The sequence below is a fragment of the Rhodococcus sp. NPDC055024 genome (assembly GCF_053608585.1).
Genome location: NZ_JBSGVT010000009.1, coordinates 229,840 through 250,858, shown reverse-complemented (window position 1 = coordinate 250,858; position 21,019 = coordinate 229,840). Strand labels below are relative to the sequence as shown.

The window sequence follows — 21,019 nt, the reverse complement described above, 5'->3', positions numbered from 1 at the left end:
AAGACGTTGGTCAGCAAAGGCTTCCGGTGCAGGGCCGTTGACCAGAAAACAGTGCCGCGACAAACGGGGTGCTGTCTGGAACCGAAGCCGGAACGGTTCCCAGGTGATCCGTGGGATAGGTATGGAATGCAAAGTCCACGTCGTTGGCAGCCAGGTCAGCAGCAAACTTCAAAGTCAGTGGCGCCGGAACATCGATGTCCGAGAGTCCCTGACCGATGAAGAACGGGCGGCTGTATCCCGAGGTCGGTACCGTGAGCAGCTCGCGCGCAGCGTCCATGAACGTTGGATTGTCCAGCGACTTCGACAGCACCTGACCGAGCGTGACGGTTCCGTATTTGGTGCGCGCCTCGGTGTAACACATGTTGTTCTCGACGTCGTCGAGGATGGTCTTGCCTAGCGGGGTCAGATACGAGTCGATGTCGATGTCCGGCCGCGAAGCACGCAATCCGTCAAGAACATTCGCTATGTAGACCGTCGTACCCTTGAGTGGAAGTGCCGGGAAAGCGGGCCCACCGAGCGGTAGAAGATTTTCGATGTTCGAGGGAACACCAGTGGCGACAGCGCCGCGGTAGTCCAACTCCGGCGCGTAATCGGTGGCGAGAGAAGCAGTGAACATAGTCGCCTGCCCACCCTGTGACTGCCCCATCGCTACCCAGGCGCTCGACAGGTCGTCGTCGACCGCACGAGCGGCACGCACCATGTCGACAACGCTGTGCGCAGCGGAACGACCGTCGAGATACGGATGAACACCGGGTGTTCCGAGCCCCACGTAGTCGGTGGTCACCACCGCATATCCCTGCTCCAGCCAATGCCCGAGATGCGTCGCGGTCCGCTCGAGCGGAACGCTACTGCTCGGCGCACACTGATCCGCGACACCCACCGTTCCGTGCGCGTAGGAAATGACTGGCCAACCACCCTCGGGCGGAGCCCCCTCGGGGCGGTACACCACACCGGTACTCGTCATCGGCGCATCCTTCGGGCCCGTCGACCAGTACGTCACCTTTGTTGCGCTCACAGCGCCGGGAATCACCCGATCGGGGCCGAGCGACTCATGGCTCACCACGGAGCCCGGAAGATCGTTCTCTTCCGCCGCGGCCGGCACTGTGACGGTCAACGCCACCAATGCGCTCGCGCCCAATCCGACGAGCGTCCTACAGAGCCGCTTGCTCACGTGCCTTCTCCTACCGATTGCGTTGACAGTGCCGTATGTGGTGATCAGCCCCACATCAGCCGATCGAGTTCAGACCCTAGAACAGCCCTACCAATTGGTCAACCTAGATTCCCGCTGCACATTCCCCGTCGTCACGCGCCTGCTCCGGTAAGGTGGCGGTGTTCTATACATGCAGGTCCCCCGCGAGATCAGGAGGCCGAAAGGCTCTCTCATGTCAGCGCCTGATCTCCCGACCTCTCCCCCTTCGCAGCAGAATTCGGTGGCCGCGATCCTCCGGGCAGCAGGTTGCGTGTTCGCCGAGGACGAAGCTCGCTTACTCCTCCACGCCGCACGCTCGCGCGACGAACTCGCTGCGATGATCGATCGACGAGTTGCCGGCGAGCCCCTCGAGCCCGTCATCGGGTGGGCTGAATTTTGCGGATTGCGCATCCACATCGACCCTGGAGTATTTGTCCCCCGCCGACGCACCGAACTCCTCGCTCGACAGGCCTGCACACTCGTCGACTCGGGAAGCGTCGTCATCGACATGTGTTGTGGTTCAGGAGCTGTCGGGTCTGTCGTGCAGGCGAAGATCGATACTGTCGATCTCTACGCGGTAGACATCGAACCGGCAGCGATTCGGTGCGCTCGCCAGAACATCGCACCGCCCGAGCGTGTACTCGAAGGCGATCTGTACGGCCCACTGCCGGCGAAGTTACGAGGTCATGTTGACGTCGTCGTCGCCAATGCGCCCTACGTCCCCACCGATTCAATCCGACTCATGCCGCCCGAAGCGCGACTTCACGAACCGCGAGTCTCGTTGGACGGCGGCCCCGACGGCCTGGACCTGCAGCGCCGCATCATCGCCGATGCTGCGCCGTGGCTACGACCGGGCGGCCACCTACTCGTCGAGACGAGCACGGAGCAGGTCGAGATGACCGTCGAAACATTCACTCGGGGAGGGTTTCTCACTCGTGTGGCAACCTACCATGAAACCGCATCAACCGTGGTGATCGGTCAGCGTTGACGGCGATCGGATTATGAAGGCACAGACCAGTTCCGAGCGTGGGCGGCAAAGCCGTCGACAAAAAGCCCGAACGCGCGATCGACGCGAGCCCGGTCCCCCGTGGCCAGAAGATCCATCGACAAACCCCGCATTTGCGAAAGCAACAAGGTAGCGACCGACGAAACATCCTCCTCGGGACAGCCCGCTTGCCGTAGTCCGGTTTCCAGAGCTTCGATCCAATCGCCCACGAAACGGTCCAAAAACCGTCCGTAGCGTTCGCGATCGCCGAGCGCGAGGGCGTAGATCTCGACCATCACTCGGAATCGGGGCAGGACCTCCGGTGTCGTACGTTCGGTCCACCACGCGGTCAGCACTGTCGCCGGATCGATCCCCGCTTCCATCGGGACCGCAAACGGAATGGACTCGCTACGCATGTTCTCGATTACCTCGGAGAGCAGATTCTCCTTGCTCTCGAAATGGTTGAGCAACGACGCATGCGACACACCTACGGCTTTGGCGAGCTGCCTCACCGTCAGTTCCCCGACACCGTTGTCGATGACGTACCGGGTCAGCGCGTCGAGCAACTCCTCACGTCGCCCGGCGTATCTCAGGCTGCGTTTGTCGATGCGTTCAGACTCCGGCACATACCTACCCTACCGGCCGGAACCACCAGGTCAGCGGCTGACTGCCTTCTGATAGCGACGAATAGCGAACGGTACGAAGACGATCAGCAAACCGAAAGTCCACAACAACGACGCGATGACCGGGTTCTGCAGTGGCCACGCATCCGGGACTGTCATCGCAGGGTTGGTATTGCCGAACAATTCACGCACCGCCTGAGTCACCGCCGACACCGGATTCCATTCGGCGATCACTTTGAGCGGACCGGGAAGATTGGTGGTCTCGACAAAAGTGTTCGCGATGAACGACAGCGGAAAGATGACGATGAAGCTCGCGTTGTTGAATACCTCCGGCGTCCGGATCCAAAGCCCGACAACAGCCATGACCCACGACAACGCGTACGCGAAGAACAGAAGTAGCGCATAACCCGCCACCGCTTCGAGGAAGCTGGAATGGATGCGCCACCCCACCAGAAGACCGGTCAACGACATGACCACCAAACTGATGACGTTGATCAACACGTCACTTGATGTTCGGCCGGTCAGCACGGCGGACGGAGCCATAGGGAGCGATCGAAATCTGTCGATGATTCCTTTCTGAATGTCTTCGACCATCCCCAGACCAGTCCACGTAGCACCGAAAATCACTGTTTGCGTGAAGATTCCGGCGATCAGGAATTCTCGATACGACGTGCCCGGGACCGAGATCGCACTGCCGAACACGTATGCGAACAAGAGCACGAACATGATCGGAGACAAAGTGGTGAACACCAGCAGATCCGGAACACGCTTGATCTTGATCAAGTTTCGCCTGGCGATGGTCAAACCGTCTTCGAGCGCCATCTGCACGGTCATTTCTGATCCTCCAGTTCAGCCTGGTGCCCGGTCAGTGTGAGGAAGACATCGTCGAGAGTAGGTCTGCGCAGACCGACGTCGAACACCCGGATGCCGCGTGCCGACAGAAGATTCAGCGCCGCGACCAACGCATCGGTGCCGTCGTCGACAGGAACGGTGACACGACGGACATTCTCTTGAACCTGAATGTCCCCGACGGCAAGCGAGCGCAATTCCTCTCGGACGATGTCGAGGTGCTCGACCTCGTGCACACTCAATTCGATGCGCTCGCCGCCGACCCGCGCCTTCAACTGATCTGCAGTACCGCGTGCGATGACCGAACCGCGGTCGATAACGGCGATCTGGTCGGCCAATCTCTCGGCTTCTTCCATGTATTGCGTCGTGAGCAACAGCGTGGTTCCCTGCGCCACCAACCCTTCGATGACATCCCAGAGACCGAGTCGCGCCCGAGGATCGAGGCCGGTGGTCGGCTCGTCGAGAAACAACACCTGCGGGCGAGCAACCAGTGCGCCGGCGAGATCGAGACGGCGGCGCATTCCACCGGAGTAGCCCTTGACCGGCCGATCGCCGGCCTCCACCAGATCGAACTGCTCAAGCAATTCCCGGGCTCTGGCCTTACTGCTTCGTGCACCGAGGTGATACAGCCTCCCGACCATGTCCAGATTCTCGTAGCCCGTCAGGTACTCGTCGACCGCGGCGTATTGACCCGAAGCTCCGATCTTGGATCGCAACGCCCGCGCATCCTTGACCACGTCCAGCCCGGCAACCTCGGCGCGACCACCGTCCGGAATGAGCAGCGTCGTGAATATCCTTACCGCAGTGGTTTTTCCGGCACCGTTGGGACCCAACAAAGCCATCACCGAACCCTCGCGCACTTCCAGGTCGATGCCGTCCAATGCCGTGACGTCGCCGTACTTCTTAACCAGCCCCTCGGCCACAATCGCTTCGGTCATGAGCCCTCCCGCATCGGTAATCCGTCGGTAGTCCGTTCCCCAGTGTGACCCAGGAGGCCGACACATTCCAGGAAATTTCGTCAGTTGACGGGCCGCAATCACCTCGCCGGTTTCGCCGGTGGCTTTCGGTCCCGAGGTACGGAACAAGCCGCACGTCCCCATCCTGTCCAATACAGCCGGTAAATTTCACTAACCTTTCGACCGAAATACACCCGAAAGAAAAACTCGAAATTTCTTGAATAAAGATCATTTTCGGGTATTCACGACAGACGCGGCAGCGTTACACTCGTACCGCAAGTGACACTCGGCCCAATGACAGCGGCTATCTGGTGTCGAATCTCGAAATGAACCAAGCAGAGGCCGAAAAGAATTGAATCACCGATTCAGTGCACGCGGGGAAGACTCACACTTCGGGGGATCGAGAAAGGCTGACTGCGCCATGAGCGTCCGAACTCCATGCACCAGAACTCAATGCATCCGAAGAACGGCAAAATATTCCTTCGAGACGATCTGCTTCACACTGGCCGTGATTGTCGTGGCCGCACTGATCTCCGCGTACGACACGCAACCACGCTCCGCGCCGACGTACACACCGACTTCGTTCTCTGCGAATCCCGAATCTGCAGCGTTGCCCTTCGACATACCGCCGAAGTCAGTACTCAACGGGAAGTTGGTTTTCGCTCACTACTTCCCGCCATATCCGGTATCGATCGACAACGCGAATCCATCCGGTGATTATTATGCGACACAATATCTTACGGTCAACGGCGAGAACAACAAGCACGTCCGCTACGGAGGATTCCTCCGCGATCGGCCGAGTCCGCGGCAACCCATCGCCGATGCACAGTGGCGCCAACGCGATCTCGAAAACGAGGTTCGTTCGGCGATCGCTGCGGGCATCGACGGATTCTCCGTCGACATCATCGCCAAGGCAACCGACACCAGTTGGTGGGGTTCCACTGTGCCCACTGCACTGATCAAAGCGGCGGCGTCGGTCGATCCGAATTTCAAGATCATGCTCATGCCTGATATGAACGGCGCGTTCAAAAACATGACCGCCGCCCAAATGGCAGCTGAGATGAAACCGTATTCGTCCATGGCTTCATCATTCAAATTGAACGACGGACGGCTCGTGATATCGCCATTTCTTGCCGAAAACAAGACTGCGGGCTGGTGGTCGGAATTCATGACCATAATGAAAAATTCATACGGAATCAACGTGGCATTTGTTCCGGTTTTCCTCGACGCCGCAGCCAACCGGAATTCTTTTGCATCGATCAGCTACGGGATGTCGAATTGGGGTAATCGAAACCCGGCAGGAAATCCGCTCTCGGCCTCGAACCCGAACTCTCCGATGGGACTTGCCGCTGCCGCTCACTCCTTGGGAAAGATATGGATGCAGCCAGTCGCCTTCCAAGATGTTCGTCCGAGTCAGTCGATCTACGACGAGGCACAGAATTCACAGAATCTGCAGAACATGTGGCAGATTGCGATTGCGTCCAACAGCGAATGGGTACAGCTCGTAACCTGGAACGACTACAGCGAGGGAACGTCGTTCGCGCCCAGCGCCGGTCATGGACGCGCGTTGCTCGACATGAGTTCCTACGGGTTGTACAGCTTCCGCACCGGCGCCTCGCCCGCGATAGTTCGCGACACCGCCTATCTCATCTATCGCAATCAGTCGATCTCCGCGGTCCCCACCAACCGTTCTGCCGCCCCTATGGCACTACGCCAATGGTCATCTCCCGCTCGCGATACCGTCGAAGTTCTTTCCTTCTTGACTGCGCCTGCGGTCGTCAAGGTGACAGTGGGAAGCACAACAACCACCTGCAATGCTCCGGCCGGGATGAGCAGCTGCATCGCACCGTTGAAGGTAGGCGCTGTCAAAGCCACAGTCGTTCGCGGCTGGACCGAGGTGTCCCGGGTGAGTTCACACACTGCGGTAACGGCCACACCGTACAACCAGAATCTCGAGTACCTGGTCGATTCCAGTAGGAGATAGCGGTGACGAGGATCGGGTGAGTCCCTCGGCTCACCCGATCCTCGTTACGCCGTCGGTTTCTGCTGCAGTAGGCAACTCGGACACAGATACCGCACCCGTCCGATCCACTCTCACTGCCAACGTCACGGCTGCGGCCAATGCCGATACACCCGCTCCGATCCAGTACAACACCGCGAACGAATGCAGGGTCGGTACAGCGGTCGCACCGATCACCACCGTCGAACTGGCCAATACCGCTGCCGCAACAGCGCTTCCGGTGGAGGTACCGACCGAGCGGAGCAAGCTGTTGAATCCGTTGGCCGACGCAGTCTGATGGATCGGTGCAGATTCGGTGATCAGCGTCGGCATGGCGGCCAGGGAAAATGCAACACCGGCGGACACCACGGCAGCGCCGATCACGATATTGACCAACGTCGGCGTCAACAGCACACGCAAGACGTATCCGATTGCAATGACGATCGCACCTGACGCCAACGTGGCCTTCGCTCCCCATCGCCTCGTCACCTTCGACGACACCGGCGCCAACCCGATCATCAGAACTCCGCCCGGCATCATCGCCAATCCGGCTTCGGCGGCTGAGAGTCCGAGACCGTCAGCCGACGCCAGGGGCAACTGAAGTTCCTGCGTTGCCGCCAATGCACTGATGAACATGGCAAATCCGAGTAACACCGCGCAGACGTTCGAGACGAGAATCGGGGCGCGAAGGGAAGTCCGCAGATCTACCAACGGTGCCGGCGTGTGCAGTTCCCACGGAATCCATCCACAGAGCAAGACAACTCCGGACGCGAGCAGAACGAGAACCTGGAGGCTTCCCCAGCCCCATTCGGTTCCCTTCGAAACGGCCAGCAGCAGTGCAGTCATGGCGAATGTGAGGACTGCGGCTCCCAGAAAGTCGAAGCGTCCTCGACTTTTCACAGCCGATTCCGGCACCACCAGCGGCAAGACGACTACCAGTACAACCCCGAACCCGCCGGTGACCCAGAAAAGCGCGGATAATCCCCAATGCGCCGAGATCACCCCCGCCATCGGCATGCCGAACATTCCGCCGATACCCAGCGTTGCGCTCATGAGAGCAACTGCACCACTGAGCTTTTCCGGGGGAAGGACATCGCGCATGATGCTGATTCCGACGGGCAGAAGCGCCGTCGCGAAGCCCTGCAACGAGCGACCGAGGATCAGTAGCCAGAAACTCTGACTGAGCGCAGCAACCACGCAGCCGACGATCATCACAGCGAGGCAGACGAGCATCATCGCGCGCTTGCCGAACATGTCGGCAAGTCGGCCGATGAGCGGGGTCGCGACGGCACCGGTCAGCAGCGTCGAGGTCACCAGCCAGGAAGCGGTGGCCGACGATACTCCCGATGCCGTCGCGAACTCGGGCAGCACCGGCACCACCAAGGTCTGTTGCAGCGCGACCACCACACCGCTCAGACTCAGGACGCCGACGACCCACCCGGTCCGCGCTTTCGCGCGAACAGTCTTGTCCGTCAAGCGTTCGAGCGAGCGGCTACTCCGGCGTCGACAGGAACCACGATGCCACTCATGTGGGCACTCGCGTCGGCGGCGAGGAACAGGACGACTCGCGTGATCTCGAAGGGATCCAGCCAACCGATCGGCTGCGCGTGCAAGGTCGCGTACACCGGTTCGACGTCGTCTGCCGTAGGCGATTCGAGGTCCGGCCGCATCATTGCGTACATCATGTCGTTGTGAATCATCGGCGTCGAGATATTGCCCGGTGCAATAGCATTCACGGTCACACCCGAGTTGGCCAGTTCGAGTGACACACTCTTCGTCAAACCGATGACACCCCACTTGGAGGCGCCGTACGCCGCCATCTGGGTGCCACCGGATCGACCCATCATCGAGGAGATCGTGATGATGCGACCGTAACCACGTTCCGCCATTCCGCCCGACACGGCTGCCACGGTGTTGAACACACCGGTCAGGTTCGACGAGATGACCTCGTTCCACTGTGCCGACGTCATCGACGTGATCGGAGCGGGCACGGACACACCGGCGTTCGCGACGGCGATGTCGACACGGCCGAACTCGGCTTCAGCGCGGGCAACCAGCGCATCCATCGCTTCGCGATCGGCTGTGTCAGCCTTAACGGCAATACACCGGCGGCCCGTGGCTTCCACCAACCTGACGGTTTCCTTCAGGTCCTCCTCGGTTGCGAGGGGGTAGGCGACGACATCACTGTTCTCGCACCGATCGCAGATCACGATGTCGGCGCCACGCTCCGCGAATGCGATAGCGTGGGCGCGGCCCTGACCGCGTGCGGCACCGGTGATCAGTGCAACTTTTCCTTCGAAGCTGCCTTCGAGGCTGTTCATGCCGTCTCCTAGTTCGTCGTATGCCAGCGTGCGCTGTACTGCATGCGTACTCCGAACCCGCCCGAAAGAAACTGTCGATCCCGGACAGCGGGAATCTAGCCGATCACTGGTAGACGGCGGTCTCGAATTCCAGGTATCCGTTGATGGATCCAGCGTCCGCGAACGGCAGAATCTGCGTTGCCCAGAACCCGCCGACGCCGGTTTGCCGGTCGATCCAGTAGTAGAGGTTTGCAAGACCCGCCCAAGCCAGTGATCCGGCCGGCCGGCCGGTGGGTGCCACCTCTTCATTTGTCATGAAGGAGTATGCCCATCCCTTTGGTACGCCGGGGAAGAATTCCGCATCGTTGGACAGCGTCGGAAGTACTCCGGGCAACAACCCGACGTGCTGGCCTTCGAGTCCGTTCCGTACGGCTGCAGCGACCGTCTCCGGCGCCAACACGCGGCCCGCAGTACCCGCGCCGTCGTTCAGCCACATACGGATGAACTTCATGTAGTCGCCGACAGTGCCGTGCAAACCGTGACCACCCATGTGCACCTCGGGCTCAGCCGGAAGCTCGAATCCTATGAGCGGAGTGAGGCTTCCGTCGCTCTCGCGCTGATGGATCGGTGCGAGTCGATCCTTCATCGACGGGCTCATCGTGAATGCCGTATCCGCCATCTCGAGAGGTTCGAAGATGCGCTCGCGCATGACATCGCCGAGTCGCTGACCTCGAATCGACTCGACGACCTGTCCGGCCCAGTCGATGTTGGTGCCGTACTCCCACTTCTCACCCGGGTCGAAGAGCAGCGGCGTCGTGAGCGCGGCTTTGCTACACGTGATCACGCTGGGCTGCCCATGTTCCTGCGAGAGCCGGTTGTACGACTCGTTGAAGAAGTCGTAACCGAACCCTGCAGTGTGAAGGAGCAGCATGCGAGTGGTGATGTCGCGCTTGGGTTCCCGAAGAACGGGGGTGCCGCCGGCGTCGAATCCGTCCAGGACCTTCAGCTCACCAATTTCGGGGATATAGGTCGCAGCGGGCGCATCGAGATCGAGCAACCCCTCCTCCACACATTGCAGGACAGCGGTACCGGTGATCGCCTTGGTCGTGGAGAAGAGCGCAAAGGTTGTATCGAGGGTCATCGGTTCGCCGTGACCGAGAGTCCGCTCACCGGCTGCACCCTCGTAGATGTTGCCTTCTCGATCCGTGATCATCGCGACGACACCCGGGACACGGTCAGCCCCTTGCGTTGCTCGCGCCAGCACGTCGTCGAGGCGGAGCTTCGAAAGAGGTTTCCGCGCAATATCTTCGATCGTCACTGCATTTCTCCATCCGACTCGCAACTTGTCTTGTCGAACAGAATGTAACGGTGATCACATACCCGGTTCTGCCTCGAAACGGCAGGAAAACTGTCTCGTTTCGGCAGAACCGGGCAGAGCTTGGAGTCAGCTCTGGGGCGCTCCGATATTCACTAGCCAGGAAATGCCGAATTTGTCTGTACAGGCGCCGAATTCGTCGCCCCACATCTGCTTCTCGAGTGGAACGCTCACCGTTCCCGTTCCCGACAACTGCTCCCAGTACCCGCGCAGCACGTCATCGTCGTCGCCGCTGAGGCTGACCGTGATGTTGTCGCCGGGGTTGTACGGCATGCCGGGCGGAGTATCGGCACCCATCAGGGTGTATCCCTGATCGGTTTCGAGCATTCCGTGCATGATCTTGTCGCCGCCTTCACCGGGATTGCCGAATTCACCGAACGTGCTCAGCGCCAGCGTGCCACCGAAGATTTCTTTGTAGAACTCCAACGCCTCGCGGGCATTGCCGTTGAAGCTGATGTACGGATTGAGTCGAGTTGCCATGACGTACTCCTAGCTCGTGGGATTGCTGTCACGTTCGAATTCAATCCTTGCAGAACGCTCCGACACGAAACAACGGATCAAGGCAGTTCATCCACTGTGTAAACCGATCGTCATGACCGTTCAAACAGCTGTCCTCAGAATCGGTTCCGAGTCTCGGAAGGTAGCTCCCCGAACCGTTTCCGGTATGCCGCCGCAAACATCCCCAGATTGACGTAACCCCAGGCGTTGGCGATTTCGGAGACGGTTCTCCCATCGGAACGCAATAGTTCGCTCCGTACTCCCTCCAGTCGACGAGTGCGCAGTCGTTGACCCGGCGTGGTGTCTCGGTATCGTCGAAATCCCGCAGTGAGCGCTCGGACGCTGACGCCCACTGCAGCCGCGATCTCCGACGCCGTCGGCACCGAGCGCGCGAAGGTGTCGATGTACTCCTCTGCCGATCGCACGTAGGCCGGTTCGGCGGAGGCGACGTCGACGCCGAGTTGCAACCCGGCCTGCGTCGCCCACTCGTCGAGAAGCTGAGCCGTGACGAGTTCTTGAACCCTGACACCCAACCTTTCACCCGACATCGCGTCGGGTGATTCTGCAATTGCGCGAACGACGTAGTCCATCAATGCCAGCCAACTCGAGCCACGCCCGCCGATGGTGCACTTGTGCCGCCACAGGCGGTCATCGGGAACTACCCCGTACCACTGTTGGGCGTGATCGGCGACAAGCTGATGCGGCACAGTGAGATTCAGCTGCAGGTGATCCTCGTCGAATTCGACGAAGTAGTCGGTCCGGCTGCAGTCTGCGACAAAGGTCTCCCCTACTCCGGTATTCGCCGCAGCGCCCCGTCCGAGAGCATGTCGACCGTTGCCCCTGATCGTCGTCAGGACCAGAATGTTTCCGGCTTCAGGCGAACATTCACCGACGGAGACCGGAATCCCGTAACAGAATCTGGTGACGTCGATCTTGCCGACTGCCGCCGAGTACATGTCCGAAGCCGGCTTCAACCGACTTCCGATCGGCGTCACCGTATAGGGCATGTAGATGTTGTCGGACCACTCCTTGATGCGATCCCAGTCCCGAGAAAAGGCCTGGTGATGCTGCATGGTGGGCCGACCGGCCACGTCGATGAGCAAGGCGTCCTCGAACATGGTTCGAGTATCGCACCAGGGCCGGGGAAGGTCACGCAAAGTCAGGTGGCGTGATCCCTGCTCGTACGGCGGCAAAAAGCAGCGAATCGACCGCGGCCCCCCGGATCACCATGTGCGCCCGCATCAGCCCCTCCTCCACCATGCCGATTTTGGCGAGCACCGACGCCGACGCCGAGTTCTCCGGACGACACGTTGCCTGCACTCGCTGCGCTCCAAGACGGGAACAGGCGAGTTCCAGAACCGCGCGCCCTGCCTCGGACGCATAACCCTGCCCCTGAAACTTCGGGTTCACGACAAAACCGAGTTCGGCCCGACAGTGCGCGGCGGATACTTCCCAAGCAGCTACCGACCCGATCACTGCTCCGTCAGCTTTCGACGTGATCGCCAGGGTGAACGAGCGACGTTCGACGAGCGCAGCTTCGAGCGCCGCATCGGCAAGGAACGCCCTGGTCATCGCGGGAGTATTCGGACCCCAATCAACATGCCTACAGACGGCAGGGTCGGACGCGTACTGATGGACGGCCTCTTCATCCTCGGGCGCGAAATCCCGCAGAACAAGGCGTTCCGTAGACAACGTGAACATCCAGCGATCCTAGATCGGGTTCGAAATATCCCTTGACTCGAATGTGTGTTCGAGTATTGTAGAGGGTGGGGATCGGGGGATTCTATGAGTGTCTTGTCGTCGGAAGTTGTTTCGGGTTCTGCGGTGGGGTTACGCGGACGGTTGTGGCAGTTGACTGCTGCCGAGTTGCGTGAGGCTGCTATCGAGGCAAGTGCAGAGATTCTGCGCTTGGAAGCCGTTCGGGTGGCGGTGGTGGACGAACTGTCGATGCGCCCGGACGATCAGGTGATTGCGTCCCGTGGAGTCGGGTCATGGTTGGCGGCAAAAACGATGCTGCAGGTTCGGGACGGGAAGAAGATCGCCGCCCTGGGCGCCGCGCTACGGCCGTTCCCGGCTGTGGCGGCTCGGTTCGATTGCGGGGATTGCTCGTTCGATCACGCCGTCTTGATCGTCGCGTTTTGTGAGTCCCCGCCGAAGGGGATGCCGGTGGAAGCGCTACCTCGCTGCATCGATTTGTTGTTGGCGGCTGCGTCGGGGGTGGAAGCGACAACAACGAAGGTGCGGCACGTCATCGCGACTTTGGAGCGGGTGTTCGAATCGGATGAGATTCCGCCCGCCGAAGATGTCGACCGCAACGAGCTGCGCATCGCCTCGACACTCAACGGTCGCGTGGTGGTGCGAGGCGATTTCGACTCCCTCACCGGCGAAATGCTGCTGTCGGCCCTGTCGAATCTGACGATGCCCACCCCCGCGCCCGACGGAACTCCCGACGCTCGGTCGGCAGCGAAGCGGACCGCGGACGGGTTCACCGAACTGATCCGCCGCTATCTGGATTGCGCGAAGACCGGTACCGACGGTGGTCAACGTCCGCACGTGAACGTGCACATCGATGCTCGGGATTTGGCTGAGCATCGGGATTGTGCCGCAACACCAACTGATGGTCGCGGCTCTCGGTCGGATCTTGATGTTGGGCATATGCCATGGTTGGGACCGCTGTCGGTGTCGCAGACGAGGCTTCTCGGCTGTGATTGTTTCCTGTCGACCGTCCTACTGGACGACCACGGGGCGCCCCTCGATGCGAGACCCGGAAAACGATTGGTCACCGCCGAACAGAGAGTGGCGTTGATCGCCCGCGACAGCGGCTGCGCGTTCCCCGGATGTTCATGCGTACCGGCGTGGACGGATGCGCACCATATCCGGCATTGGGCTAACGGCGGTCCGACGGTGATGAACAACCTTGTGCTGCTGTGCCGTTCGCATCACCGGCTGATGCACAGGAAAGCGGTGTTCGTCGGCAAGTGGGACATCAGAATGGGTGTCGACAACAAACCGTGGTTCATCCCGCCGCCCTCGATCGACCCGCAGCGGCACCCCAGGCCGGCGAACACCACCTTCAAAACCTGAGAACAGCTTCTCGGGTACAACAGAATACGGCCCAGCACCGCATCGAAGGGATCCCTCCGATGCGGTGCCAACAGGCCGTGACGCTTGATGAAGCCGTGCCCACGATCAATCAGCGTGTCAGCACAAGCCCCGATGTCGGAACGCCAGTTCCCGCAGTCACGAGTACATTTTCGACGGAGTCGACCTGGTTGACCGAAGTACCGCGGATCTGCCGAACACCCTCGGCGATACCGTTCATCCCGTGGATGTATGCCTCACCGAGCTGTCCGCCATGGGTGTTGATCGGAAGTTTACCGCCGAGTTCGATTGCGCCACCGGCGATGAAGTCTTTCGCTTCTCCCCTGCCACAGAAACCGAGTTCCTCGAGCTGCATCAGAACATAGGGCGTGAAGTGGTCGTAGAAGACCGCCGTCTGTATGTCCGACGGGCGCAGCCCACTTTGTGACCAGAGCTGATCGCCGACAAGGCCCATCTCCGGTAGGCCGGTCAAACCGTCACGGTAGTAGCTGGTCATGATGTATTGATCCGCCCCGCTGCCCTGTGCAGCGGCAGCGATAACGGCAGGGGTGTTCTTCAGATCCTTGGCTCGTTCTGCCGAGGTGACAACTATGGCAATGCCGCCGTCCGACTCCTGGCAGCAATCGAGGAGATGCAATGGTTCGGCGATGAATCGCGAATTCTGATGGTCCTCGAGGGTGATCGGTTTTCCGTAGAAGAATGCCTTCGGATTGGTGGCTGCATGCTTACGGTCCGCGACGGCGATTCGGCCGAAGTCCTCGCTGGATGCTCCGTAGACGTGCATGTATCGCTGGGCGACCATCGCGACAAACGATGCGGGCGTGCCCAATCCGTGAGGATAGGAAAAGGCGTTGTCTGTGCCCGACGAATTGACCTGCGCCACAAGGCCGGAGTTCACCTGACCGAAACGCGCGCCCGATCGCTCGTTGAACGCGCGGTAAGCAACGACTACGTCTGCAACGCCAGTGGCGACAGCCATGGCTGCCTGCTGAATCGTTGCCGCAGCGGCACCGCCGCCGTAGTGGATACGGCTGAAGAACTTGAGGTTCGGGATACCCACCGAACGAGCCACTGCCACTTCGGTGTTGGTGTCCATGGTGAACGAGGTAAGACCGTCGACGTCGGCGGGTGTCAGACCGGCGTCGTCCAACGCGGCTTGAACAGCCTCGGCGGCCAGTCGCAGTTCACTGCGACCGGAGTCCTTCGAGAAATCCGTGGCGCCGATTCCGACGATCGCGGCCTTGCCGGACAATGCGCTCATTCAATGTCTCCGTTTTCAATGTCTCCATTCGAGCCCGACGCCGGAAATGCCAGTGTGACCTGTGCGGTGATGTGATCTCCCAGGCTGTTCTTGCCGACCACCGCGAGCGACACGAGATCCTCGTCGTAGGAGGTCACCGTTCCGGAGAGCGTCAAGGTGTCGTAGGCGTACCAGGGGACCCCGAGGCGGAGTTTGATCGACGTGAGTACGGCCCGCGGTCCTGCCCAATCGGTCACGAATCGCTGCACCAGGCCGGTGTCGGTGAGGATGTTGACGAAGATGTCCTTCGAGCCGCGTTTCTGTGCGAGGTCGCGGTCGTGGTGAACATCTTGAAAGTCTCGGGTAGCGAGCGCCGCCGAGACGACAAAAGTCGGGTCGCCGTAAATCGAGAGCTGCGGAAGAATCTCTCCCACAGTGATATCCGTCGTCGAAGTCATCATCACTCCTTCACCGCAGAAACCGCAGACACAACCGACACCGCAGACACAGAAACCGGCTGCCAGGCGTACAGAGTCCAGGGAGTTCCCCCGGTCTCGTCGTCACCGGGGAAGTCGAGGTAGATCGCCTCCACCTCCATTCCGATCGATACGTTCGAGGGATCGACACCACGCAATTCGCCGAGCATCCGCACACCCTCCGGCAGTTCGACCAGGGCCACGACGAACGGCAACGACCGACCAGGAACCTTGGGGGCGTGGTGAACGACAAAGCTGAAGACCGTTCCCCGACCGGACGCGACCACGTAGTCGGTCTGCTGCGACTTGTCCTTCCAGATCGCGGGCACCGGCGGGTGCTGCACCGAACCGTCCGCACGCAGTTGAATGCGCAACTCGTGTGCGGCAACACCGTCCCAGAAGAACTGCGTGTCGAGAGATGCTGTCGGACGCAGCATCCGAGATGCGTCCAGGTCAGCAGGCACGTCGGTGGAGGGGCTCTCACTTGTTGGCGGCGCGAACTTCAAGATCCGGAACATCATCTCCGAGACCAGTTCTTCGCCGACCCGCCAGTAGCTACGGGTAGTGAAGAACCAACCTTCACCGAGACCTGTCTTCTTCGGCCCCACAACATCTTCCAACACCGACGAGATGGTGACTTCTTCACCCGGCTTCAGATAGCGGTGGTAGATCTGATCACAGTTGGTCGCGACGACGGACGTGAATCCGGCTTCGTCGAGTATGTCCGTCATCCGGCCCAACGGATCGTCAGCTTCGCGAATCGCGCCCAGACCGCGCATCGTCCATACCTGCGCCATCGCCGGCGGCGCGACTATGCCGTCGTGTCCGGCGGCGCGGGCAGCCGATTCGTCGACGTAGATCGGGTTCTCGTCTCCGATCGCCTCGACCCAGTTGCGGATCATCGGCAGGTTCACGGGGTCCCGGCCGGCGCGAGGAGCGCTCGGCCCGTCCTCCCGAACCCGTTCGGCAGCAGTGAGAATGGGATCTGACACGGTTTGTTTCCTATCTCGGAACGCGGGGAAGCTTCAGGCCGGCGGTCGCAATCAATTCGCGCATCACCTCGTTGACTCCACCGCCGAAGGTGATCACCAGGTTGCGCTTGATCTGCATGTCCAGCCACTCCATGAGATCAGCAGTTTCGGGATCGATCGGATTTCCGTACCGCCCGACGATCTCTTCCGCCAGTCGACCGACCCGCTGGATGCGCTCGGTCGCAAACACTTTGGTTGCCGAAGCGTCAGCGATATCCACCGAATCCGAATCACTCGACGCCACTTGCCAGTTGAGCAGTTCGTTGAGCCGGTACGTCGCATGAATTTCGCCGAGCGCGCGCCGTACGTCAACGTGATCAAGCAGATTTTCACGCTTGGCCCAGTCGAAGACGTGGTCGTAGATCCCTGCAACCCGACCTGCCGGGCCGAGCATGACGCGTTCGTGATTGAGCTGCGTCGTGATCAAGCGCCAGCCCTGATTCTCTTCACCCACAAGCATGTTCGCCGGAACACGAACGTCCTCGTAGTAGGTGGCGTTGACGTGATGCGCGCCGTCGCAGGTGATGATCGGCGTCCAGGTGTAGCCGGGATCCTTGGTGTCCATGATGAGGATGGAGATGCCGCGGTGCCGTGAATCGGCAGAACCTGTCCGCACGGCGAGCCACACGTAATCCGCGTCGTGCCCGCCGGTCGTGAAGATCTTCTGGCCGTTGACGACGTACTCGTCACCATTGCGCACTGCCGAGGTCCGCAGTGCTGCAAGGTCCGTGCCCGCTTCCGGTTCGGTGTAGCCGATCGCGAAGTGCACTTCACCGGCCAGGATCGCGGGCAGGAATTTCTGCTTCTGCTCCTCGCTGCCGTACTTCTGCAGAGTCGGGCCGACGGTCTGCAACGTCACCGAAGGCAGTGGGACATCCGCCCGCACAGCCTCGTTGACAAAAATTTGCTGCTCGACTTCTCCGAACCCACGTCCGCCGTACTCCACCGGCCAGCCGACGCCGAGCCAACCGTCCTTGCCCATACGGCGGATGACCTCGCGATAGGTAGGGCCATGCCGCTCCACACGCATGATCTTGGCCTCTTCGGGTGAGATCAGCGTCGAAAAGTAGCGTCGAAGTTCAGCTTGCAATGCGCGCTGACTGTCGGTCAGATCGATGAACACCGGGCCCCCACGAGGTCGAGTCGCTGCGAAGCGCCGCCGAGCAGGCGCGCCAAGTCTTTTGCCGTCGAGTAGTAACGATGAAGCGGATAGGTGACGTCGACGCCCAGACCGCCGTGCAAGTGGTGAAGCACCTGCATCGTGGCAGGCACTTCTTGGGCGATCCAGTACGCCATGACGTCGAGGTCCGACTGGGCATCCAGGCCCTCCGACACGCGCCAGGACGCCGACAACGCCGCGACGTGAAGAGTCCGCGAGGTGACGTAGGCGTCGGCTATCTGCTGTGAGACTGCTTGGAACGTGGCGAGCGGCTTGCCGAATTGCTCACGCGAGCCGACGTGTGTGGCAGTGAGATCAACGGCGCCGGAAACCAAACCGTCTGCGACGGCTCCGATACTCGCCGTGGCGATCCGGTACAGCGTCTGGATGGATTCCTCGCCGGCACCGAGAAGTTCACCGACGGCCTCGTCCATGGTGACTGCGAACTCCGGACTGCCGGACGAACTGGGAGTCGGTGTCAGTGCAACGCCGGCGGCGGTCGGATCGACAAGGACGACTCCGGCGTCGGTGGGCACAAGAATTCTGTGTGCACTCGCCGCGAAGGGCACGGCAAGAACCGTCCCGCTGACGCGATACCAGTCGCCTGACTGCTGCGCGATAGTCGACGGATGCGCCGGGAACTGCTGCCCCGGCTCACCGAGTGCCGCAGTGAACACCCGGCCGGCGCCGACTCCGGTGAGCAACTCGTCCTGCTGAGCATCGGTCCCCAGAGCAACGATGGGGAGTACGCCGAAGCCGAGGGTCGCGAGAGCCGGAATGGGAGCGGCGGCCCGGCCGACCTCCACGAGAAGAGAGCCGACGTCGGTGACCGAGAGGCCCTCGCCGCCCAGACGCTCGGGCAGTGCCAACGTGAGCAGGTCGGCTTCGGCGAATGCCGCCCAGAGCGCGTCCGGCTCCAGTTCGCGGGCAAGGAGCGCGGTAGCCACCTCGGCGACCGCTTCCTGGGTTTCATCGGGAGTGAAGTCCACGCTGGCAATCCTGTCTCTGATGTAGAACGTGTTCTAGTTGTATCACCAACGTGGACATTTCTAAAGGCCTCTACTCACGCCGTCTAATCACGGGGCAGGCCCAGAATTCTCTCCGCGGCGACGGTCAACAGAATCTGCGTGGTTCCGCCGGCAATCGACAGGCATCGCGTGTTGAGGAACTCACGCGAAAGCGGGCCCTCCACCCATCCGGCCGGGCCACCCAATTCCATGGCGAACTCCGCTACATTCTGACGCTGGCGCACGCCCACCAGCTTGCGGACGCTCGACGCCGGGCCCGGATCCTGACCATCCAATTGCCGCAGTGTCGTGCGCAATTCCAGCAGTGAGCCCACCATGGCGGTTCCGATCAGCCCACCGAGCTTGTCTGCAACCACAGGATCGGGATCGCCGGCCAGCTCGAGCAATTCCTCCATCGCACCGCCGAGTGAAGAGCCACCGCTCATCGCGACCCGCTCGTTCGCGAGGGTCGTGCGGGCCAGCTTCCAGCCTCCACCGAGCTGGCCGACGACGCACGCGTCCGGCACGAAGACGTCGTCGAGGAAGACTTCGTTGAACAGGGCGTCTCCGGTGATCTCGCGCAGCGGCGAGATCCGAATCCCAGCGGTCTTCATGTCGAGAAGGAAGTACGTGATGCCCTTGTGCTTGGGAACATCGCGATCGGTCCTGGCTAGGCAGATGGCCCAGTCAGCTTCACGCGCAAGCGAAGTCCAGACTTTCTGGCCGTTCAGCTTCCAACCGCCGTCGACCTTTTCCGCGGTCGTGCGCAGTGCCGCAAGATCCGAACCTGCACCAGGTTCGCTGAAGAGCTGGCACCAGGTGATCTCGCCCTTAAGCGTCGGAGTCGCGAATCTTTCGATCTGCTCCGCACTGCCGTGCTCGAGGATGGTCGGCACTGCCCACCACCCGATCACCAGGTCGGGGCGGCCGATACCGACGGCCGCCAACTCTTCTTCGATCAGGATCTGTTGCGCTGCCTTGGCGCCCCGGCCGTACGGCTTGGGCCAGTGCGGTGCGAGGTAGCCCGATTCGGCCAGCGCGTTGCGCTGCTCGGATTCAGGCAGCGCCACCAATTGCGCTACCTCTTCGCGAATTTCGGACCGGTCGGATTCGAGCTCACTCAAGTCGATCTGAAGGTGACGCCGTGCGCCGCCGATCGTCAATTCCGCGACGCGTGCGCGCCAATGAGACGATCCGCCCAGAATCTGCCGGAGCGACAGTGCTCGACGAAGGTAGAAGTGCGCCTCGTGCTCCCAGGTGAATCCGATGCCGCCGAGCACTTGAATGCAGTCTTTTGCCGTGTCGACTGCGGCGTCCAGCGACACCGCGGCCGCCACTGCTGCGGCGATCGGAAGTTCGTCGCCCGACTCGGCAGCGACCGCGGCGTCCCAGGCGACCGCTCCGGCATTCTCTACGCGACACAGCATTTCGGCGCAGATGTGTTTGATCGCCTGGAACGAGCCGATGGGCTTTCCGAATTGTTCGCGAATCTTCGCGTACTCCACCGCAGTACGCAGGCTCCACGCCGCAATTCCGGCTGCTTCCGCGGCCCCCAGTACCGCCGCGAGATCGGAAACCGATCCGGGCGCAATGTCATCGAGGATTCGGTCGGCGTCAACCGTCACTCGGTCGAACGAGACTCGTGCCAGTGGCCGCGACTTGTCGATCGTGTCGACGGCGTCGTAGGTCACGCCTTCGCTGTCGCCGTCGACGAGAGCCCAGACGACACGCGAGCCGTCACCTTCGGAATTCACGCCTGCCGACACGAGTACCGATACGCCCGAATCTCCACCCCAGGCGTAACCTCCTTCGCCATGAAGCTCGATGCCACCGGACGCGTTCGCCGTTGCCGCAACTGGACTTTCGTCCAATACGACGGCGCACGGCAACGCACCGTCGGCGAGCGTTTCGGACCAACGCTTGGCAGCGGGCGACGAACTACGCCCCACCACCAGAGCTGCGAGTGCAGTCGTGAGAACAGGACCCGGCACGAGTTCGATTGCCGCCTGTTCGAGCATTGCTGCGAGATCGACGATTTCGGCTCCGGCTCCGCCTACCGCTTCGGGAACGGCGACCGAAAATATCCCGAGAGACGCGAACTCGGACCATTTCTCCCGCCACGAAACTGCTGGTCCACGGCGTACCATGTCCATCGGCGTGGCCGAGCGAGCCCAGGCCTCTATCGATTCCTGGACCGCCCGCTGTTCATCGGTCGTGGCGATTGTCACAA

At 61.2% G+C, this 21,019-nt stretch carries 19 protein-coding genes; 3 read left to right on the top strand and 16 right to left on the bottom strand.

Features of this window, described 5'->3' with window-relative positions:
- Positions 1-10 precede the first annotated feature (10 nt).
- Positions 11-1,171: a lipase family protein gene (locus tag ACWF6P_RS20335; RefSeq protein ID WP_452622243.1), complete on the bottom strand. Its 1,161-nt coding sequence runs from the start codon at positions 1,169-1,171 to the stop codon at positions 11-13.
- 211 nt (positions 1,172-1,382) lie between these two features.
- Here ACWF6P_RS20335 and ACWF6P_RS20330 point away from each other — a divergent pair, with 211 nt between their 5' ends.
- The gene (locus ACWF6P_RS20330) at positions 1,383-2,177 is read left to right on the top strand and encodes a putative protein N(5)-glutamine methyltransferase (protein ID WP_452622242.1); all 795 of its coding nucleotides are present in this window, start codon (positions 1,383-1,385) and stop codon (positions 2,175-2,177) included.
- A gap of 11 nt (positions 2,178-2,188) precedes the next feature.
- Here ACWF6P_RS20330 and ACWF6P_RS20325 read toward each other — a convergent pair whose 3' ends face one another.
- The 3 genes from ACWF6P_RS20325 to ACWF6P_RS20315 are packed head-to-tail and all read right to left on the bottom strand — an operon-like array spanning position 2,189 to position 4,584.
- Positions 2,189-2,800, bottom strand: a complete 612-nt coding sequence (locus ACWF6P_RS20325) for a TetR/AcrR family transcriptional regulator (protein ID WP_378546415.1) — start codon at positions 2,798-2,800, stop codon at positions 2,189-2,191.
- A 30-nt stretch (positions 2,801-2,830) separates the two neighbouring features.
- Entirely contained in the window at positions 2,831-3,631 is an 801-nt protein-coding gene (locus ACWF6P_RS20320) for an ABC transporter permease (protein ID WP_003945537.1), read from the bottom strand.
- A complete protein-coding gene (locus ACWF6P_RS20315; protein ID WP_230814761.1) occupies positions 3,628-4,584 on the bottom strand; it encodes an ATP-binding cassette domain-containing protein in 957 nt (318 codons plus the stop codon). The genes ACWF6P_RS20320 and ACWF6P_RS20315 overlap by 4 nt, the downstream gene beginning before the upstream one ends.
- A 526-nt stretch (positions 4,585-5,110) precedes the next feature.
- Here ACWF6P_RS20315 and ACWF6P_RS20310 point away from each other — a divergent pair.
- Entirely contained in the window at positions 5,111-6,586 is a 1,476-nt protein-coding gene (locus ACWF6P_RS20310; RefSeq protein WP_452622241.1) for a glycoside hydrolase family 71 protein, read from the top strand.
- Positions 6,587-6,616: 30 nt separating this feature from the next.
- Here ACWF6P_RS20310 and ACWF6P_RS20305 read toward each other — a convergent pair whose 3' ends face one another.
- The 6 genes from ACWF6P_RS20305 to ACWF6P_RS20280 all read right to left on the bottom strand — a co-directional run bounded on the left by ACWF6P_RS20305 (position 6,617) and on the right by ACWF6P_RS20280 (position 12,475).
- A complete protein-coding gene (locus ACWF6P_RS20305) occupies positions 6,617-8,077 on the bottom strand; it encodes an MFS transporter (protein WP_452622240.1) in 1,461 nt (486 codons plus the stop codon).
- Positions 8,074-8,922, bottom strand: a complete 849-nt coding sequence (locus ACWF6P_RS20300) for a mycofactocin-coupled SDR family oxidoreductase (RefSeq protein ID WP_452622239.1) — start codon at positions 8,920-8,922, stop codon at positions 8,074-8,076. Before ACWF6P_RS20300 ends, ACWF6P_RS20305 begins: the two co-directional genes overlap by 4 nt.
- 103 nt (positions 8,923-9,025) lie before the next feature.
- Complete coding sequence (locus ACWF6P_RS20295) at positions 9,026-10,165, bottom strand: serine hydrolase domain-containing protein (protein WP_452622269.1); 1,140 nt, start codon at positions 10,163-10,165, stop codon at positions 9,026-9,028.
- 180 nt (positions 10,166-10,345) lie between these two features.
- Entirely contained in the window at positions 10,346-10,756 is a 411-nt protein-coding gene (locus ACWF6P_RS20290) for a VOC family protein (RefSeq protein WP_452622238.1), read from the bottom strand.
- A gap of 134 nt (positions 10,757-10,890) precedes the next feature.
- Positions 10,891-11,892 (bottom strand): helix-turn-helix domain-containing protein, encoded by a 1,002-nt coding sequence (locus ACWF6P_RS20285; protein WP_452622237.1) that lies wholly within the window; start codon positions 11,890-11,892, stop codon positions 10,891-10,893.
- 31 nt (positions 11,893-11,923) lie between these two features.
- The gene (locus ACWF6P_RS20280) at positions 11,924-12,475 is read right to left on the bottom strand and encodes a GNAT family N-acetyltransferase (protein ID WP_452622236.1); all 552 of its coding nucleotides are present in this window, start codon (positions 12,473-12,475) and stop codon (positions 11,924-11,926) included.
- Between the two features lie 84 nt (positions 12,476-12,559).
- On the opposite strand from ACWF6P_RS20280, the gene ACWF6P_RS20275 reads away from it, so the two are divergent.
- Positions 12,560-13,858: a DUF222 domain-containing protein gene (locus ACWF6P_RS20275; RefSeq protein ID WP_452622235.1), complete on the top strand. Its 1,299-nt coding sequence runs from the start codon at positions 12,560-12,562 to the stop codon at positions 13,856-13,858.
- Between the two features lie 109 nt (positions 13,859-13,967).
- Here ACWF6P_RS20275 and ACWF6P_RS20270 read toward each other — a convergent pair whose 3' ends face one another.
- The 6 genes from ACWF6P_RS20270 to ACWF6P_RS20245 all read right to left on the bottom strand — a co-directional run bounded on the left by ACWF6P_RS20270 (position 13,968) and on the right by ACWF6P_RS20245 (position 21,017).
- Positions 13,968-15,137: a lipid-transfer protein gene (locus ACWF6P_RS20270; RefSeq protein WP_452622234.1), complete on the bottom strand. Its 1,170-nt coding sequence runs from the start codon at positions 15,135-15,137 to the stop codon at positions 13,968-13,970.
- Positions 15,134-15,574, bottom strand: coding sequence for a MaoC family dehydratase (locus ACWF6P_RS20265; RefSeq protein WP_378535008.1), 441 nt, complete (start codon positions 15,572-15,574; stop codon positions 15,134-15,136). The genes ACWF6P_RS20270 and ACWF6P_RS20265 overlap by 4 nt, the downstream gene beginning before the upstream one ends.
- A 2-nt stretch (positions 15,575-15,576) precedes the next feature.
- Positions 15,577-16,584 carry a bifunctional MaoC family dehydratase N-terminal/OB-fold nucleic acid binding domain-containing protein gene (locus ACWF6P_RS20260; RefSeq protein WP_452622233.1) on the bottom strand — a complete coding sequence of 336 codons (1,008 nt, stop codon included), beginning with the start codon at positions 16,582-16,584 and terminating at the stop codon, positions 15,577-15,579.
- A 10-nt stretch (positions 16,585-16,594) separates the two neighbouring features.
- Entirely contained in the window at positions 16,595-17,746 is a 1,152-nt protein-coding gene (locus tag ACWF6P_RS20255; protein ID WP_378645019.1) for an acyl-CoA dehydrogenase family protein, read from the bottom strand.
- Positions 17,731-18,771, bottom strand: a complete 1,041-nt coding sequence (locus ACWF6P_RS20250) for an acyl-CoA dehydrogenase family protein (RefSeq protein ID WP_452622232.1) — start codon at positions 18,769-18,771, stop codon at positions 17,731-17,733. The genes ACWF6P_RS20255 and ACWF6P_RS20250 overlap by 16 nt, the downstream gene beginning before the upstream one ends.
- A gap of 83 nt (positions 18,772-18,854) precedes the next feature.
- Positions 18,855-21,017, bottom strand: coding sequence for an acyl-CoA dehydrogenase (locus tag ACWF6P_RS20245; protein WP_452622231.1), 2,163 nt, complete (start codon positions 21,015-21,017; stop codon positions 18,855-18,857).
- Positions 21,018-21,019 lie beyond the last annotated feature (2 nt).